We start from the raw sequence: 17067 nt of genomic DNA, 5'->3' as shown, positions 1-17067 counted from the left end.
GATGAGTTTGACCAATATCAGTCAGTTTGTGTTGGGAGTTACGCTGGCGATCGGGCTACTGTTTGCTTCGGGCATGGCGGCTACTCGATATCTGCTCACTCGCGTCGCGACTCCGCCGCCCAGACCGACGTTTCCTAATGATCCGTCTCCGTCTCCGATTGCTCCGCCTGCTGTTCCGTCTGCGGCTGCCAGTCCTGCTGCCCCTGCTGCTTCTCCTGCCGCGAGTCCCAGTCCGGCAACGGAGGGATTTGCTGCCCGGGTTAATCAGCCGATCGGTTTAATTTTGCGGCAGGAAGCCAGTGCAGATGCAGCTCAAATTGGCGGAGTTGACTTTAATCAACAGGTCACGGTTTTGCAGGACAGCCCGGATGGCGGATGGCAAAAAATTCGGCTGACGGATGGCAGTGAAGGCTGGGTCAAAGGCGGCAATACAGAGCGCATCAACTAATTTGATCCCCCTTCCTAGCCTTGAGGGTGTCTTACTATTTAATCATTCGTCCAGACAGCAGCAGTTCCATTTGAATTGGGCTTTCTAGGGCGATGGCTTCCTCCTGTTTTCAGAGCTTTTGGTAGCGCGTGAGCAGGGGCACTGCCTGAGTTACATCTTGGAGAATCCGATCGCGAATCGTTCTAACTAAAATATTCCTAACTAAAATATTCGAGTTTGCCGTTGAATTCCCAGTTGCTTTACTCTCTACGCCCCGCCCCCTAAGCCGTACTCGATCGCACCATCCGACTCAGCACATTAAAATTACTGTCCAGCCAGCTAATCAAACTCAAGTCACTCGAAATTGATTTGGGCGGATTAGAAATTAGCGTATCCAGCTCGATCAGGCGATCGAAATCAATCTCAACTTTGCCCTGTCGGGGCGTGCCGTTGGGCTGATTAAACTGCACTCCAGTAAGCTGCATGATCTGAATAATTTCCTGCGCCATGATGCCATAGCCGATCGTTGTGGGATGGATGCCATCCAACGAAAACAAACCGCCCTGCTTGCGACCCAGGCGATCGGACACGAAAAAGCGCGAGTCAGGAACCGGATCAAGGGCTTGCAGCGGCGCAGGCAGCTTGTAGGCTCCACCTACGTCTTCCCACCAAGAGGGACGCGCAGTGGGGTCGAGGACATAGCGGCGTACGGCAGACCGATCGAGCAAGCTCACCAGCTCAAACAAATACCAGTTTCGCCCTTCCTGTCGTGCCTGCCTGACCGAGTTGGCAATGACATCGTTATATTGATCGATCGCGCTATCAATTGCCCTGGCCTGCTGCTCGGTAATGTGGGGATGTTTTTGAGGATTAAACTGGTCATCGTTGATCCAGGGCAGCGTGTAGTACGGGTAATAGCGGGAACCGGGCGCAACTTTGCGGTCTACACCTCGAGCAAAGGGGGCGATCGTCACATGGGGAACCGTGCCGATAATGACATGACGGGCGCGAATTTGCTTAAGCTGCGCGACGACCTGGTTCCATTCGGCTTCAAAGTGAATCGGTCGCCAAACGGTGTAGCGATCGTTTCGGTTAACGTCGTCGTAACCCTCGCCGCTCCAGACCACGTTGAACTGAAGGATGCTGCCCAACGCGTTGTTTGATCCGATCAGGACAATCAGCGTTTCGATACCATCGCCTTCTCCGGTTTCCAGCGTGCCTTCTGCGCCGAGTGCCTGGGCTGCGTCGAGCGGGGAAAGTGCCCGTCCCTCAGCATCTCTGGCGGAATTCAGAACTCGAACGGCAGCAATTTCATTGGCATTCTGCACAATTTGACGCACCAGGTTATCCCTGGACGGGTGTTGCCGAATTTTATCCAGACACCAATCGGCGGTTTTAGAAATAATGTTTCGCAAATCCCAGCCGTAAACTGCCAGGTTGTGATTGATCCTGCCATAAGGGTCAGGCGGAATCGAACCCGCTTCCCGCTCCCAGTAGTCTTCGCTGCGATCGAGTAAATCCCGCACTGTAAGCAGAGCCGGAGCAAATTCCCACCAGTTGATTTCTTCGCCGTATCGCCGCTCTAGCCGTCGGGCCAGCCACTCTAGATTAATCGGCAAACCATCGCCCGGTCCAGCAAAGATGGGATAGCGGAACTCTGCCCAGCCCAGCTCAGCCGCAATCAAACGCGGATAAGAAAGACTTGTATTAAAAATTGCGCCGCTCTGAAAGCCCTGCGTCAGCGAGTCACCGATCGCCACCAGTCGATGTCGGGGGGTGCCCTGCTGTGCGACCTGCCGAGGCATATTCGCCGAAATCCCCAAGGTTGGATCGGTTTCCGGGCGGCGTGCCTCTGATTGAATGATCACATCGGGCGGGGTATTGGGATCGCGCATTGCAGGGGTGACTTCTCGCAGCATTGAGATTCCTTCGGGGGTCAAGGGAGATCAGGGGTCAGGGGAGAAAATGGATCGCTTGTTGTCATTATGGGCGATCGGGTATCCATCCTTACCCCTGGTGAGGAATTTAATGCAATGCGCCCCATGGGCCAACTGCTCTTATGCTAAGAGCTAGAGAAACACAGTGAAGTCTTCGCTCAAAAAGAGTGCCCGTTCTGCCCGGCGGCGGCGTGTCAGTCCCGGTAGCTCAACGCCATCGCCTAGATTCCACCGCTGAAATTGCTCAGCGGCCCCACGATAGTCGCGCTGATTCAGCAGGCGCAGCAGGGTTGACCCTCCAAAAGCGCCTTCACCCACGTTGTAGGTAAACGACACCAGTGCAGAAAACTGATCGTCGTTCAGCGGAACTGTCACTAAATCCGTCACCGCTGCTTCAAATCGCCGCAGATCACGCCGCAGGAATTCTTCTGCCTGTGCCTCAGTGATCCGCTGTCCTGGGAACACGCCCGAAGTCGTGCCGTAGCCGATCGTCCAGACGCCGACGGCATCCAGATACGCTTCAAGCCGCAGCCCCTCAAACGACTTGAGCAGCCGTAGCCCCTTGCTGTTAATCTGCCGCGCTCCGCTTGGAGTGGGAGAATTGCCGATCGGCTGTCCATCTCGAAGCAACTGCACCGCAGGCTGATAAATGAGCCAGGTATTTTTACCCTTAAACTGCACCTGGTTTCCCTGAGCATCAATGCCCAAAGTGATTCGTAAATGATTATCGGGCGCAACTTCGTAGGCGACGATCGGCAAAACAGTGCTGCCGTTTACAAACTGTCGCTGGCTGTCTGGAAGGGTCGAACCCTGCCCGGTGGTTTGCTTGAGCCAAGTATCAATCAGCGGCCGAATACTAAACTTAGACGGCTGCGGACGAGGCGCGGGAGTGGGAGCCGGGCTGGGAGACTGCGGCTTGCCATTTTGCAGGATTTGCACCGCAGGACGATAAACAAACCAGGTATTTCGACCTTTGAACTGAAGCTGCTGACCCTGGGCATTCCGACCAAGCGTAATCTTCAGGTGATCATTGTTGGCAGTTGCAAAGCTATTCAGTGGCAAAACAGTTCCATTGTTCACAAATTGTCGCTGGTCATCTGGAAGGGTCGAACCCTGCCCGGTGGTTTGCTTCAGCCAGGTATCCAATACGGTGCGAAGACTATACATAAATGTAGATGCAGAAGGAGAAGTAGGGGACGAGGGAGTGACTGCCCCTGATGGGGAAGTGCTTGATATCGCCTGTCCGTCTTGCAAAATTTGCGCCGCAGGACGGTACACAAACCAGGTATTCCTGCCCTGGAACTGGATCTGCTGACCCTGTGCATTTCGACCGAGCGTAATTTGCCAATGATTCTCAGCAGCCGATTCAAACGCGACGATCGGCAACACGGTTCCTGCCCGAACAAACTCTTTTTGGTTTTCCGGGAGCTTTGAGCCTTGAGCCGTACTATGCTTCAGCCACGTATCCAAGACCATTCGCACTGAGTACACCATCGATCGAACATCCTGTGACAACAGAGCAATCACGGAGCAAAACGTGAGTCCCCGAATAGATGAACCCTGACAGGTAACTCATCGGTTCTGTTATAACAGGCGATTTCAGTGGATAGAGTACCCATGTGGAGGATTTTTAATCATTTCCCCCTTTATCCAAGACACTCGGACGCCTCACTTGCCCTGCCATGATCGATCGCAGCACTGCCTGCCGATCCTGCGGTCTTTCGCGGCTGAGGTTCCACAGACTTTCGTAGAAGAATAGGGAAATACCTGCAAAGCGTCGATCGCGCGTCCAGATTGCCTGCTGCTGCACTTGCCGAATGGGAATCGGAGTGTCTTTAAGGCCGGTCAGGAGACCGATCGCAGTGGGAATATGCTGTCGGGCTGCCTGCACTTCGGGGCGGGAAAGCTCCGCAAGGAATCGCTGCGAATTGCCTTGATAGATTTGTACAATCAGTTCTTCAATCAAGCCCGATCGCTCCCAGTTGCGCCAGTCCTGCAAAAAGTGGCGATAGGCAAAGGGATAGCTGTTGGGCGACAGAGAAACGAGAACATTGGGCTTGCGGGCTTTGACGGCTTGAAACACCGTTCTCATAAACGCGGTAATTTTGTCTGCCCGCCATTTGACCCACTCTGGGTCCTGCGGACTCGCAGGGGGCAGTTTGCCCTGATGCTCACGGCGATAAAGCTGCACCGTGTAAGCATCGTAGCCAAAGTCGTCAGGCAGTCCCAGATGGTCGTCAAATTGGATGCCATCTACGTTGTAGCGAGTGACAATTTCCAGAATCAAACCGAGAATAAACTGCTGCACTTCTGGCTTAAAGGGGTTGAGCCAGCGACGCTGATAAATACCGTCTTGCCAAATCTGGCTACCGTTTCGTCGGTTGGTGATCCAGTCAGGATGCCGCAGCGCAATTTCTGATTCAGCCGTGATCATAAAGCCAAACTCAAACCAGGGAATCACAGTTAATCCTTGCTGATGCCCTTTCTGAATCAAGTCCGACAGCATTTGCCAATCCTGCAAAGCTGGCACTCGCGGATCGATCGCCACACCGCTTGCCTGTTGTGCAATCGGGCTGGGATAGAGCGTATAGCCCCAGTTCCACACCGTTGGGTAGACCGTGTTGAAGTTCATTTGCCGCAGGGTTTGCAGTGCATCGTCCAGCCGATCGGGGCTAAACATCACCTCGCTGTCTACGTTGGTGAGCCAGACACCCCGAATTTCGCTCACAGGCGGACTCGCAGCACGAGCAGAGGCGATGCCAAGCAGTTCTCCCTTCAGCAGAAACGACCCCACTAAGCCGATCAGAATTAGAGACAGCGCGGCAAATCCGCGTCGGAAAGACTGTTTCAAAAATTGATTTTGCGGAGAATCGGTTCGGCGGCTAAAGCGAGACATAAAACGAGACGAAAACAGCAAATCCACACGAAACTTCATTGGTAGTTTGGCAATCTAGAAGGGGTTTTATCTTGCTTACAGAGATTCAGGATACCCGTCCGCTCAAATTCTGTAAGCGACATCGCTTCTCTGCTGATAAACCTGCAACAAAAAAGGCAAGCCCTAGCTTGCCTAACCTTAGGAAGATCACTTCTTTGATTGCACTAGAATTGCACAGAACAAATTGCCCAAAGCCAATCTTGCTTACGAGCTGGGCATATTGGCAAGGGGGCGATCGTGACCACCATCGTATTCATCCACGGTCACGTATTTGCCATCTTCGCCGCGAGCAAAGCGGGAATTATTATTAATCGTTTGCCATGCAACTTCACGAGCAGCAGCTTCATCCTGGCTATTATCCAGGAAGCTGTTATAGGCTGCAACAAAGATTCCTTGAGCTTCTTCCGGCAGAACATCTTTGATATCTTGAGGCAGGCTTTCTCTGCTTAACTGATTCATAATTCCTCCTAAAAAAAGAGCGTTTTAATGAAATTTGCGCTGAAAAATCAACCGATCGGAGAACAAAATTCTCTGACTTTATTTGAAACAAATTTACTGTTTCGCGCAAGCCAAAGTAATTCTTCTACCACCAGGTTCTCTCACCGTTTTCATCCATACGAGCTTGCCGAATCACATCTGAGATTTCTTCTGCATCTTTAACGTGGTGCAGTGCTTTTTGCGATCCGTCTGGCTCATCTACTACAAAGTAAGCCGGAACCACAATGTGATCGCCTGTGATGTCCGGTGCATCGACTGCTACCTGCTGAGCCTTTTCCTGCAAGCTCTTGGAGTCGTCGATTCGATCGCCAGGGTTAGCGGTCAGATTGTTGCCTTCCCGTCTCAGTTCTTCCCGCTGCTCTTTCAACTGCTGCGGATCGACTTCTTCAGGAACGGCGGGCTGTCTTGTTACTCGCTCCTGATTCTGATCGTTCAAAGCATTTTCGCTCATGCTTAAATTCCTCTGGACTGCGTGATTCACAAGGTAATATTAGTGAACGCGCTCGATCCTCGTCCTCCCTCAAACGATGGAAGCCCTGCCTGCGTTGAAAGATAGATCTTCATTGCTTAATTAACCGAAACCCGATGAAAAACCTGATTTTTGATTAGCAAATTGCCGCTTATTCTTTTATCAATTCTTCCATCAGTTTCTGTTGCATTTTTAGCGATCGAATTCTGAGTTCAATCCCAGTTCAATTCAACTGCAACAACCGCCCCGTCGATCGAGTTCGTAGAGCGAAGCGATACCCACCCAGACCTTGCACAGACGAAATACCAACGCCCTGCCCGCGTCGATGTCCCACCTGCCCATTTGCCTGCTCGCTAGGCGAGTCTAAAGGCTTCCTGCTAACGCTGAGGCGAAGCCCTTGACCCCTGTTTTAATTCCAGTGATCTAAGTTTGATATTAAGACTGCGGCACTTCCCGGTCTGCCATTTATCCTCACTAGCAATCTACATTTGATGTCTCATTTGATGTCTTCTTTCTCTGAATCTCATTCTGCACAATCCTGGCAGAAGCAAGGCTGTGTCCTCTGTGTTGAGGAGCAGTATGACGCTGCTTTAACGGCATTCGATCGCGCTTTAAAGCTCGAACCACGCAATTGCCACACCTGGAACTACCGCGGTAATGCGTTATCTGCAATCGATCGCAAAGCGGAAGCCCTGGTTTGCTACGACCGGGCAACGGCGATCGACCCTGACTATCATCAAGCCTGGTTTAATCGCGGGCTGCTGCTGGCAGAAATGCAGGCTTATGGGTCTGCCCTGGAGTCATACAATCGGGCCATTGCAATCTATTCCGACCCGCGTTACCTGCTTGCGAAAGAGGATATCTGGCTGAAGCAAAAGCTAACTGCGTTTTCTTGAGCTTGATCTCCCGATTCGCAGGCTGCTTCTGATGCTGCTGCCTAGGGCGACAAGGCTCTTCCAAATTAGGTTTCAAATTAGGTTTATTGTTTATCCGCATAGCGCAGCAAAATTGTGGGGTTGTGATAGGCTATCTGCGATGAGGTGAGCGGGAGAAAGAAATCCATGACCACGCCTATAAACACGCTTAGCGTCGGCTTGCTCTTTGGCGGACGATCGGGGGAACACGAAGTCTCGATTCGGTCTGCTCAGTCAATCGCCCGGGCACTGGCAACCGCTCCCAATCCAGAAAAATATACGCTGCTGCCTTTCTACATTCAGAAGGACGGCTGCTGGCAAAGCGGAGACATCGCTCAGCAGGTTCTCGATTCGGGTGTGCCGCTTGCCCTAAATGACGAGAATTTCGATCGCGCCAAACTGTGGAATTTGCCGTCTGATGCTGCAACAGTGAATGTTTGGTTTCCGGTTCTGCATGGTCCGAACGGCGAGGATGGAACGGTTCAGGGCTTGCTGAAGCTGATGCAGGTTCCCTTTGTGGGTTCTGGGGTGCTGGCTTCATCGGTGGGGATGGATAAGATCGCGATGAAAAGCGTTTTTGCTCAGGTCGGGCTGCCGCAGGTGAGATATGAGACGGTGACGCGAGCAGAGGTCTGGTCGAATCCCTGTGTGTTTCCTAAACTGTGCGATCGGTTAGAAGCAAATCTAGGCTATCCCTGCTTTGTTAAGCCTGCTAATCTTGGTTCGTCTGTTGGAATTGCCAAAGTCCGCACCCGTGCCGAGCTAGAAGCCGCGCTAGACAGTGCTGCCAGTTACGATCGCCGCATCATTGTCGAGGCAGGCGTAACAGCGCGAGAAGTAGAATGCGCGGTTTTGGGTAATGATCAGCCGAAAGCTTCTGTGCTAGGGGAAATCATCTTTAGCAGCGACTTTTACGACTACGAAACCAAGTACACACCAGGGCGGTCGAGCCACCAAATTCCGGCAAAACTGCCGCCGGACGTAACGGCACGGATTCAGGAAATGGCAATTCAGGCGTTTCAGGCGATCGACGGAGCAGGCATTGCGCGGGTCGATTTCTTTTACGTAGAGCAGACCGGAGAAATCCTGATTAACGAGATTAATACCCTGCCCGGGTTCACGGCAACCAGCATGTATCCGATGATGTGGGAGGCGAGTGGAATTGCCTATCCGCAACTTGTCGATCGACTGATCCAGTTTGCCCTCAAAGGCGATTCATAGTCTGCTGCATCTACCGCACCCCTCTGTCCCCTACCCACAAATTGGTGAAACGAATAGAATAAACGTAGCAGGATCAAACGCCTGTAACGAAGTGGGTGATCGATGTAGTTGATTTGGGATGCAGTGAGTAGGGCTGAGAGCGATGGGCAGGCAAACCGTCCGGCAGCAAACCAGAGCAAATGTTCGTCATCGGTCAGGCACATCAAATCCACGTCAGACCCGAGCAGGTCGTTCAAATTCTCCACTGTCACAGCCCCACCCTCGGCGTTCTCGCCCACCGGGGTTAACCTCTTTGCTAAAGCAATCGCACCATCCTGGCTTTCTCCTTGTTTTTGGGCTATGGGCGATTCTGCTCGTTGCGGCAACGCTGGCAGCCCGATCGCTGCTTGACCCGACAGTTGTTTCTCCTGCAACGGTTTCTTCTGCTCCTACTGTGCCGTCTACGGCTGAAGCTCCACCCGAATCGGGAATTTCACCGTCTCCGCCTGCAGAACCAATACCAGGGAGGTCGACGAATGGAGCCATTGATTTTGAGCAGACGGGTCTACCCGGTGCAGCTTTAGACGATCGCGACTTTTATCAGCCTTCTCAAGCACCCAGTTTGCTGATCGTGCTATTGGGGGCGACCGCCCTGAGCATGGCGATAAGTGGGGTTCTAGTATCCCATGCGCTGCGTCCGCATCGACCCATTCCTAGATTAGAAAGCAAGTCAGGAAGACCGCCTGTGGTGAAGTCTGCTGCATTAAAGCAACTTGCTGCCGCCACGTCTCCTGAGGTTCAGCCAGCTCCGATCGCTCAGCCAGCCCTGGTCCAGACAATGGCTCAGACAACGGTTCAAACAACGAGTAATCCCAAAACCGCAGAAGCCACAACGCCTGCAATCGTCACCGTTTTGCCTTCAGACCAGAGTTCACCGCTGGATTGGGACGAGCCAAGTCTGGCAGATAGTCTTGACCTGCGGCAGCAGCAATCTTTACCGTCCTAAGTTGCTCTTGCCCTGCTTAGCGCCGCAGCTTATTGTCTTAGCCCCATAGCTCCAGCTGCCAATTAATTATCTATCAATAAAATTAATTATCCCCAGCGAGCTGCCTTTAAGCTGCAACAATCGCCAGGGAATTTTGCGGGATAGAAACGAACTTAGCTTGATATCAACGACCGTAAATGCCGCATTGGATAAGTTTTTCTGAGAATTCCATTCGAGCGCGATCGCTTAGCGGGTTTCTTCAGAAGGATCGTCCTGTCCGCCAGGGGAAGCATTGAAGAGGGCATCCAGCCGTTCGCGGGCATCCTCAACACTAATCGATCGCATCACCAAGTACGGCTCCTTACTGAGATTGCCTGCATCATCAAGCAGTTCAGGATGGGGTGTAACGTAGCGGCGATTTTGTCTGCCGTTGCCGTAGGATCGCTGAGAATCGATGCCCAGCATCATCATGCTACGAATGAGATTGCCAACCGCCAGGAATGCCAGGATGGTAAAGGCAAAAATGTAAAGCAAATGAAACATAAAAGCTTGCCTCCAGACCAAATCTCTCAGAAATCAGATGCGCCTTAATCTCGAAACCGATTGTTGGGACTGACTGCCGAGCTTGACTGTCAGCACTTGCTATCGGTATGAGCAGAAAATGTCAGCCCTCTTTGCCAGGCGTTTCACTATTCTCTGCTCAATTCCACTCGTTCACACTATACACAATAGTTTTTTAAAAGTTATCTTCCTTTAGTTTCTCAGATTTTAGGAGGATTCGTCATCCATCCTGCCCTCTATCGCCGGTCTGCCTTCTGAGTCCGGTAGCGCATTCCGACCTGCCAGCACTCCGTCACCAAATGGTGCCAAGGCATCAGAATGGCAGTGTCTAAGCCCACCTGTCCCTCGGTGAGGTTAACCAGCATCTGAGCCGTTGCAACTTCTTGCTGCGCCTGCTGCACCCGGACCAGGAGGCCTGCTTGTTGTTCGGTAGTGAGAAATTCGATCGTCTCAGACTCTAATAAAGTGCGCGATCGATTGAACCAGTATTGAAAGTCTTCTAAAAGGGGCTGAAGCAGGTTTTTGAGAAACTCCGGGTCAGGAGATGATTGGGAATCGAGCATTTTCACCAGTAAATTCGTACTTTTTAGCTTAACGCATATTACGAAATGTAACAAATGTGAGGTTGATTCACCGCTTCTCTCAGAAAGTTTTGCGAGGAAGATGAAAAATGAAGGACTGCGGCTCAGCCCATCGGTCGATAAGATAGAGGCTAGAGCATCAAAAGTTCAATTCTATTCATCCCATGTCCTATTCAGAAGCCCACGCTGCTGTCGAGCAACCTCAGAATCAAGCCCAGGCGCAACCCGAAAAAATTTACCTACCGCGCACCAGCGAATCCGAAGCACTCCAGAAGATTCGCCACACGACTTCGCACGTCATGGCAATGGCAGTCCAGAAGCTATTTCCCAAAGCGCAGGTGACGATCGGACCCTGGATTGAAAACGGCTTCTACTATGACTTTGATAGCCCCGATCCGTTTACCGAGAAGGATCTGAAGGCGATTAAAAAAGAGATGATCAAAATCATCAACCGTAAGCTGCCCGTTAGTCGAGAAGAAGTGAGCCGGGAAGAGGCAGAGCAGCGGATTAAAGCGATTAACGAGCCATATAAGCTAGAAATCCTGAACGACATCAAGACCGAGCCAATCACTATTTATCACCTGGGCGACCAGTGGTGGGATCTGTGCAGTGGTCCTCACCTGGAAAACACGAGTGAGCTTGACCCAAGTGCGATCGAGCTAGAGGCGGTGGCGGGGGCATACTGGCGCGGCGACGAAACCAAGGCACAGCTTCAGCGAATTTATGGCACTGCCTGGGAAACTCCCGAACAGCTTGCCGAATATAAACGCCGCAAAGAAGAGGCACAGCGACGCGATCACCGACGGCTAGGCAAGGAACTGGGACTGTTTATTTTTGCCGATCCGGTTGGTCCTGGTTTACCGCTGTGGACACCGAAAGGAACCGTGCTGCGATCGACCCTGGAAGACTTTCTGAAACAGGAGCAGATCAAGCGCGGCTATTTGCCCGTGGTCACGCCCCACATTGCCAGAGTCGATCTGTTCAAGATTTCGGGACACTGGCAGAAGTACAAAGAAGATATGTTCCCGATGATGTCCGACGATGACGAGGAGCGGGAACAGGAGCAAGGCTTTGTGATGAAGCCAATGAACTGCCCGTTTCACATTCAGATCTATAAGAGTGAACTGCGATCGTACCGCGATCTGCCGATGCGCCTGGCGGAATTTGGCACGGTCTATCGCTATGAGCAGTCGGGCGAACTGGGCGGCTTGACTCGCGTTCGTGGCTTTACGGTGGATGACGCTCACCTGTTTGTCACCCCAGAGCAGCTCGATCAGGAATTCCTCAATGTGGTGGATCTGATTTTGTCGGTGTTCAAGAGTCTTCAGCTCAAGAACTTCCGGGCACGGCTCAGCTTCCGCGATCCAGAATCCGATAAATACATTGGCTCTGATGAAGCCTGGGAGAAGTCGCAGGGCGCAATCCGCCGGGCAGTGGAAACACTGGGGATGGATCACTTTGAAGGCATTGGTGAAGCGGCTTTCTACGGTCCCAAACTGGACTTTATCTTCCAGGATGCGATCGGCCGTGAATGGCAGCTTGGCACCGTCCAGGTTGATTACAACCTGCCGGAGCGATTTGACCTGGAGTATGTTGCCGAAGACGGAACTCGTAAGCGTCCGGTGATGATCCACCGTGCTCCATTTGGCTCTCTGGAACGGCTGATTGGGATTCTCATCGAAGAGTATGCCGGAGACTTCCCGCTGTGGCTGGCTCCCGAACAAATTCGGCTGCTGGCAGTCACCGAAGACTATTTGCCTTTTGCAAAACAGGTGGCAGACCAAATGCGATCGATCGGGATTCGCGTTGTCATCGACCAGAGCGGCGAACGCTTGGGCAAAATGATTCGCAACGCCGAGAAGGAGAAAATTCCGGTGATGGCCGTGATTGGCGCAAAAGAGGTGGAATCTAATTCGCTCAGCATCCGCACCCGTGCATCGGGTGAACTGGGCGCAATCCCAGTAGAGCAGGCAATCGACCGAATAAAGCAGGCGATCGACTCCTATGGGAATTTCTGACCCGGTTCTAGTCTATTCAGCCCCTTAAATCTCCTGTAAAAGAGAGACTTTAAAAGGGAGACTTTGAACAGGTTTGGTTTTTGCAGAATTCCTGGTTAAGTAACCCTTGGTTCGGCATATTTTGCTATGCAGATTTTGTCAGGCAGATTTTGTCAGGCAGATTTTGTCAGGCAGATTTTGTCAGGCACACTAAGCAAGGGCTATCGATTGTGTCTGTACAGTAGCCAATTCTGTAAGAAACTTCACTTCCTCCTCGTTTCAAAGTCTCCCTTTGCTCTTTTGGAGCGACAAATAACCGCAAATCACTTTTGGAGGATTTAGGAGGCAATGCAGGATTTTTGCCACTCCTCAAATTTCCTCATTAAGCCCTGAGTCTCAAATTTCTCTTCGCCCAGGTAATGTCTTGCCCAAGGATGTTTTCAGGGGTGTTTTCAGGGGTGTTTTCAGGATTTGCTATCCTAATCACTCTTCTTTTTCGCTCGATCGCCGTTTGGCAGTTCACGCCGGAATAGACTATCATCTTGCCTGGACTTTTATGCCCGATCGTCTCTGTTAAGGAGGAATAGCTAGAGACCACCCGAATAGAACAAACTGGCGGGTTAGTGGTTTGAGAACTGGCTGCCCGGAGTTCGATGTCGTTAGGGAATTTAGCTTATGAACAATTTGCACAATCAACCACCGCGCGAGCGAGCTGCGTCACGAATTCTGGCTGGCTGGCTCCGGCAACTTCACCTGCGGAAGCTGGGCTATGGACTGATCGGACTGGCAACAGCGGCAATCGTCCTGACGCAATCGGGAATTTTGGCGGTGGGTCAGGCAAGCAGTCTACCCAGGGAAGCTCTACCGCCCCAACTCCGTCAGTTTGAGCAAAGTTTTCCCCAGATTCGCCCTGTGCCCAGTCGCGTCGGATCAGGCATCGATCGCGGCGTGGTGCGGCTCGACGGACGCAGGCTGTTTACGATCGCTGTTCCTGAAGTGGAGCAAGCCGATAAACCGGGAGAAAACCGAATTTCTAGCCGAATTAGCCTGATCCAGAAGCGGCTTCAACAAATTATCGATCGCCAGTTTGATCCAGAAACGCTGCAGGTCACGGCTAGGGTTGACCCAACCAGTCGTCAGCCCATTATTTCCGCTCGATATGAAGCAGACAGCAGAACCTACGAGGATGAACTGCTCACCGTAACTGCCCTAGATGCCGAAGTGAACGGCAGTAGTCTAGAAGATTGGGCGGATCAGCTCACCGTTGAAATTGCCGATGCGCTGGTGCGAGCACAGCAAGAACGGCAGCCCCAATCCATTAAAGGTCAAACGCTTCGCGCTCTGATTACCCTGTTGGCGATCGGCATTAGCAGCTTGAGTCTGCTTCGGTTTCAGCGACAGCTTCAGAGTGAGCGGCGGACGCTCTCGGTTCAGTCCAAGAGCAATGCTCAGCAACTCAGTGACTCAACCCAAACGCCCGTCCCTTCTACCACGAGCGAACTGCTGCAACGTCGCGCCGCAAATCAGCAGCAGCAAGGCGTAAACGATATTAAACGGCGACTATCACAGACTTTGCAGATTATCCTGTGGGGCGGCGGGCTATTTTTTATCGTGGGTTTGTTTCCCTATAGCCGATGGCTTCAGCCTTTACTGGTGCAGTGGATTCAGATTCCGCTGCGTTTGCTGGCAGTGGGAATTGTCACTTATCTGGGAGTGCGGGTGAGTGCAGTCCTGATCGATCGCTTTTTCCTGGCACTGCAAGATTCTTCGAGCTTTGATCCGTCTGCTCCGCAGCGTCTTGTTCTGCGATTTACCACTTTCTCCAGAGTGGCAAAAAGTATTGCGGCGTTGCTCTGCGTCATTACAGGAATTTTGATTGCAGTAACCTGGCTGGGTTTGCAGGTGAATCCAGTGCTCCTGACGCTGACCGGGGTAGCAGGCGTCGGTATCTCTCTGGCGTCGCAAAACGTGATTAAAGATGTGATTAATGGATTTCTGATTCTGCTGGAAGATCAGTATGGCGTGGGCGATGTGGTGGCGATCGGCGAAGTTACTGGACTGGTTGAAAATATGAACCTTCGCATTACCCAGCTTCGCAACGAAGAAGGACGACTAATCACCATTCCAAATAGCGCAATTACGATCGTGCAAAACCTGTCAAAGGAATGGTCTCGCGTAGACATCAACATCAGCGTTGCCCATACCACTGATCTCAATCAGGCTTTAATCGTGGTTGAGCAGGTAGCAATGGACATGACGCGCGATCCGTACTGGCAGGATTTAATTATCGACCAGCCTGCACTATTGGGTGTGGATAAGCTCGATTCAACCGGGTCAACTATCCGCCTCTGGATCAAAACGCAACCGCTTAAACAGTGGGAGGTGGCGCGAGAATATCGGAAGCGGCTAAAGCTTGCTTTTGATAGTGCCGGAATTGCGATCGGTATTCCGCAGCAGGCAGTTTCTCTACAGCCTTTACCGGATGAAGATGACCGTCTTGAGGAATTGCGGACGCATCGTGCCGCCGCAAAAGACGCTAAGCGAGATCAGCATCGATCATCGGCAGAGTCTCGTTAAACAGGGTATTGATTTCTTTGGCGGCGTGGTAAATCTGGCTAAGGTAGGCTTGTTGCATTGCCTCGGTGCAGTCCTCCCCATGCAGTTTTAGCAGTTCGACAGAGAGAAAAATAACACTAAGCGGTGTGCGAACTTGGTGAGAGATCGTCGTGATGAATTCAGTTTTGAGGCTTTCGAGATGACTGCAATCAAGATGACTACTTTCGAGATGACTACCTTGGCAGAAGACATCTGAACAGGAAACAGAAGAGTGGAAGTCACTCATACAAGTCTCACAAAGGAGGTACAAAGAACAAAGGAACACATCCTCCAGCCTATCGAACTGCGATCGCGACCACATCCGGGAAACTGCCCATGCGGTTTTTTAAGGTGTTTAAAAAGTGCTTGAAGATTTAGCTTGAAGAGTTAGCAATATAGGCACGCCAGCCACCCCATTGGGTAATTTCGCGCTGATCTTCACAGAGAAACGGTTCTCCCAGCACGCCGAGCACCGTTTCGCCATTGTTAAGCAGCACTTTCCCAATCGCCAGTCCGGCTGGCTCCTGCATCAGTACATTTGCTAGGCCTGCCGGAGGCACAGCCCAAATTTCAAGCGCAATCGCTCTGCCCCCTTCTGCCACGCGCATCATTGCCGGATGCCGATCGTCGATCGACCACAGCCGATAAATTGGAGCCGTCTCGGTTTCTTGAACAAAGGTGGCTCCCACGTTCAGCAGATTCGAGTTTAGCTCTAAGCCCTGCATTAGTGTGCCGTTGACTGCCAGGTAAATATTGCCGCGATCGTCTTTCATTCCATTCCGAAAGATTACTTCACGTCGATTCTCACATCCACCTGCAAATTTGTCAGTGCCTCAACAGGTTTGCTGTCGTTCAGGCGGACTCGTACTTCAACCACACGGGCATCAGCATTCGCCGCCGGATCGTCGTCTAGCACATCGTTTTTGAAGATTTGCCAGCCAATTTCAGAGACTTTTCCGGTAATGGGCGTTTCAAAAGCTCCGTTGCGGCTCGTTATCGTCACAGGCTGACCGACTTTCACCAGCCCAATATCGGATTCATAAACCTCTGCGATCACATTCATCTGGTTTGTGTTGCCCAGATCGAGGATGCCTTGTTCCCCGATCGTCTCCCCGCTGTGGGTGATCACGCGCAGAACTCTGCCGTCGCGAGGGGCGCGGATGGTGGTGCGATCGAGTTTTGCCTGTACCAGGTTGAGGTTTTGACGAGCAGACTCGACTGCTGCCTCTACCTGACTGAGAGAGGCGCTTGCCCGCTGCGATTGAACCTGTGCCTGGGCGTTTTGCAGGTCGGTCTGACGCTGGGTTTGCAGCCGAACTAGATTGGCTCTGGCACTATTGAGCTGTTCTTGTACCTGTCGGGTTTGGGTGATTTGCTGGTCGAGCGACTGCTGGGAAATGGCTCCCTGACTCTGTAACTCCTGCGATCGGCGAAGGTTAGCTTGTGCCAAGGCAAACTGTGCTTCTAGATCGCGGATCGTGGCTTCCTGCGACTGGATCTGAAAATTAGTAGGGCGATCGACCTGCTGCACGCGGGTTTGCGCTTCTTGAATCTGGGCATTGCCAACAGAGGTTTCTGCCTGAAGCCGTTGCTCTGCCTCTCGAAGCTGACTCACTGCCAGATCCCGTTCTGCCAACCGTTCGCCATAGCTCTCCAGGTAGGCCAGCACTGCCCCCGCCTGAACCCGATCGCCTTGTTGCACCTGAAGCCGACCCAGCCTTTCACCAGTAGGCCCGCCCACGCGAATCACTTCCCCCTGCGGTTCCAGCCGTCCCAGAGCAACCACTTCGACCCGTTCTGGTGGGGGAGCCTGAGCCTCAATCGCGGCTTGCTGTGCCCTTTGCTGATTCGCGATGAGCTGGCTGACGCCAAAACCAACCAATCCCAGAGCCAGTGTCGCACCCGCAGCAATCACGATCCAGCCGCGCTGACCTTTGTTTTTTCTGAGCGTGTCCATAGATGCGTCGC

16 protein-coding genes are annotated in these 17067 nt (G+C 52.2%); 6 read left to right on the top strand and 10 right to left on the bottom strand.

The annotated features are described in order from the left end of the window. The first annotated feature begins 1 nt into the window (after position 1). Complete coding sequence (locus NDI45_RS00765; RefSeq protein ID WP_190790164.1) at positions 2–448, top strand: SH3 domain-containing protein; 447 nt, start codon at positions 2–4, stop codon at positions 446–448. A 260-nt stretch (positions 449–708) separates the two neighbouring features. On the opposite strand, the gene NDI45_RS00760 is transcribed toward NDI45_RS00765, so the two are convergent. From NDI45_RS00760 to NDI45_RS00740, 5 genes are all read right to left on the bottom strand, one after another. Continuing rightward, entirely contained in the window at positions 709–2346 is a 1638-nt protein-coding gene (locus NDI45_RS00760) for a hypothetical protein (RefSeq protein WP_348245974.1), read from the bottom strand. A gap of 150 nt (positions 2347–2496) precedes the next feature. Further along, the gene (locus tag NDI45_RS00755) at positions 2497–3858 is read right to left on the bottom strand and encodes a lysozyme (RefSeq protein WP_348245782.1); all 1362 of its coding nucleotides are present in this window, start codon (positions 3856–3858) and stop codon (positions 2497–2499) included. Between the two features lie 136 nt (positions 3859–3994). Continuing rightward, on the bottom strand, positions 3995–5299 hold the full coding sequence (locus tag NDI45_RS00750; protein WP_348245781.1) for a glycoside hydrolase family 10 protein: 1305 nt from the start codon (positions 5297–5299) through the stop codon (positions 3995–3997). Positions 5300–5503: 204 nt separating this feature from the next. Next, entirely contained in the window at positions 5504–5758 is a 255-nt protein-coding gene (locus NDI45_RS00745; protein WP_190790132.1) for a ChaB family protein, read from the bottom strand. Between the two features lie 124 nt (positions 5759–5882). After that, positions 5883–6248, bottom strand: coding sequence for a hypothetical protein (locus NDI45_RS00740; protein WP_348245780.1), 366 nt, complete (start codon positions 6246–6248; stop codon positions 5883–5885). 521 nt (positions 6249–6769) lie between these two features. Here NDI45_RS00740 and NDI45_RS00735 point away from each other — a divergent pair. The 3 genes from NDI45_RS00735 to NDI45_RS00725 all read left to right on the top strand — a co-directional run bounded on the left by NDI45_RS00735 (position 6770) and on the right by NDI45_RS00725 (position 9386). Further along, positions 6770–7162 carry a tetratricopeptide repeat protein gene (locus NDI45_RS00735; protein WP_242067108.1) on the top strand — a complete coding sequence of 131 codons (393 nt, stop codon included), beginning with the start codon at positions 6770–6772 and terminating at the stop codon, positions 7160–7162. Positions 7163–7339: 177 nt separating this feature from the next. Beyond that, the gene (locus NDI45_RS00730) at positions 7340–8401 is read left to right on the top strand and encodes a D-alanine--D-alanine ligase family protein (protein WP_348245972.1); all 1062 of its coding nucleotides are present in this window, start codon (positions 7340–7342) and stop codon (positions 8399–8401) included. A 142-nt stretch (positions 8402–8543) separates the two neighbouring features. Further along, entirely contained in the window at positions 8544–9386 is an 843-nt protein-coding gene (locus tag NDI45_RS00725) for a hypothetical protein (RefSeq protein WP_348245779.1), read from the top strand. A 225-nt stretch (positions 9387–9611) separates the two neighbouring features. On the opposite strand, the gene NDI45_RS00720 is transcribed toward NDI45_RS00725, so the two are convergent. Further along, complete coding sequence (locus NDI45_RS00720; protein WP_190789872.1) at positions 9612–9908, bottom strand: DUF2973 domain-containing protein; 297 nt, start codon at positions 9906–9908, stop codon at positions 9612–9614. Between the two features lie 254 nt (positions 9909–10162). Continuing rightward, complete coding sequence (locus NDI45_RS00715) at positions 10163–10489, bottom strand: DUF2605 domain-containing protein (protein WP_348245778.1); 327 nt, start codon at positions 10487–10489, stop codon at positions 10163–10165. Between the two features lie 182 nt (positions 10490–10671). On the opposite strand from NDI45_RS00715, the gene thrS reads away from it, so the two are divergent. Together thrS and NDI45_RS00705 are read left to right on the top strand one after the other, a co-directional pair. Next, entirely contained in the window at positions 10672–12525 is a 1854-nt protein-coding gene (gene thrS, locus NDI45_RS00710; protein ID WP_348245777.1) for a threonine--tRNA ligase, read from the top strand. A 654-nt stretch (positions 12526–13179) separates the two neighbouring features. Beyond that, positions 13180–15081, top strand: coding sequence for a mechanosensitive ion channel family protein (locus NDI45_RS00705; protein ID WP_190792206.1), 1902 nt, complete (start codon positions 13180–13182; stop codon positions 15079–15081). Here NDI45_RS00705 and NDI45_RS00700 read toward each other — a convergent pair. The 3 genes from NDI45_RS00700 to NDI45_RS00690 all read right to left on the bottom strand — a co-directional run bounded on the left by NDI45_RS00700 (position 15041) and on the right by NDI45_RS00690 (position 17056). Then, entirely contained in the window at positions 15041–15346 is a 306-nt protein-coding gene (locus tag NDI45_RS00700) for a histidine kinase dimerization/phospho-acceptor domain-containing protein (protein ID WP_348245776.1), read from the bottom strand. The two genes, NDI45_RS00705 and NDI45_RS00700, sit on opposite strands and share 41 nt — an antisense overlap. A gap of 127 nt (positions 15347–15473) precedes the next feature. Then, entirely contained in the window at positions 15474–15872 is a 399-nt protein-coding gene (locus NDI45_RS00695) for a glutamyl-tRNA amidotransferase (protein ID WP_348245775.1), read from the bottom strand. A 14-nt stretch (positions 15873–15886) separates the two neighbouring features. Next, complete coding sequence (locus tag NDI45_RS00690; RefSeq protein ID WP_348245774.1) at positions 15887–17056, bottom strand: HlyD family efflux transporter periplasmic adaptor subunit; 1170 nt, start codon at positions 17054–17056, stop codon at positions 15887–15889. Between the last annotated feature and the right edge of the window lie 11 nt (positions 17057–17067).

Source organism: Leptolyngbya sp. GB1-A1, assembly GCF_039962475.1.
GTDB lineage: Bacteria > Cyanobacteriota > Cyanobacteriia > Elainellales > Elainellaceae > Leptolyngbya_A.
The sequence above is the reverse complement of the archived record's forward strand: the minus strand, read 5'-3'. Positions and strand labels throughout refer to the sequence as shown.